This is a genomic window from Extibacter muris (genome assembly GCF_004345005.1).
Classification (GTDB): domain Bacteria; phylum Bacillota; class Clostridia; order Lachnospirales; family Lachnospiraceae; genus Extibacter; species Extibacter muris.
The window spans coordinates 1-714 of the sequence record NZ_SMMX01000069.1 but is presented as its reverse complement, the minus strand read 5'-3'; the positions used below and the strand labels follow the sequence as shown (position 1 = coordinate 714).

General features: G+C 51.1%; 2 protein-coding genes. Both read left to right on the top strand.

Annotated features, from left to right (window positions below; all coding sequences use genetic code 11):
- Positions 1-276 (top strand): hypothetical protein (locus tag E1963_RS23650; RefSeq protein WP_201272091.1); only part of this gene is annotated, 276 nt, incomplete at its 5' end.
- A gap of 41 nt (positions 277-317) precedes the next feature.
- Positions 318-714: hypothetical protein (locus E1963_RS23645; RefSeq protein WP_201272090.1), on the top strand; the 397-nt coding region annotated here is incomplete at its 3' end.

Genomic DNA, 714 nt, shown 5'->3' with positions numbered 1-714 from the left:
GGAGATGTTCCCGTCGGGGATGCGCTGCTCGTGGGGCGCAAAGTGGGGGTGGGGCCGGGGAGGACAGAAGAGGGGGAAAAGAGGAGAAGAAGAGAGGAGGAGGTCAGTTCGGTCTCTCCTGGGGGAGGAAAAGGGAAGAAGAGGAGAGAGAAGGAGAGAAAAGAAGAGGGAGGAGGGAAAGAGAAAGGGGAAGAGAAGGAAAGAGAAGGAGAAGAGGAAAGGGAGAGAAGAAGAAGAAAGAGAGAGAAGGTAGGAGGGGAAGAAGAGGCATCATAACGGAAAAAGAGAAGGAGGAAGGAAGGAGAGGGGAAGGGGATTTGATAAAGGAAGAGGAAAAAAAAGAAAAGGAAGAAGGGAGAGTCCATTCACTTTTTGGTTTAGAGGAAGAAGAGGGGAAAAAGAGGAGAGAAGGGGGGAGGAGAGAAAAGGAGGGAGAGAAGAGAAAAGAAGAGAAAGGAAGAAGGAGGAGGGCAAGAGAGAGAGGAGAAGAGGAAGGGAAAGGGGGAGAAGAGAGGGGAGAAGAAGGGAAAGGGGAAGGGAGGGAAGAAGGGGGAGAGGAAGAGAGGGAAGGGAGGAAGAGGAAGGAGAGAGCGGCCGCTCGACGTCGAAAGAAAGAGAAAAAGGAGAGGGGAAAAGGAAAAAAAAAAAAGAGAAAAGAGGAAAGGGGGAGAAGAGAGAGAGGCATGGGGAAAGGAGGAGAAAAAGGGAAAGAAG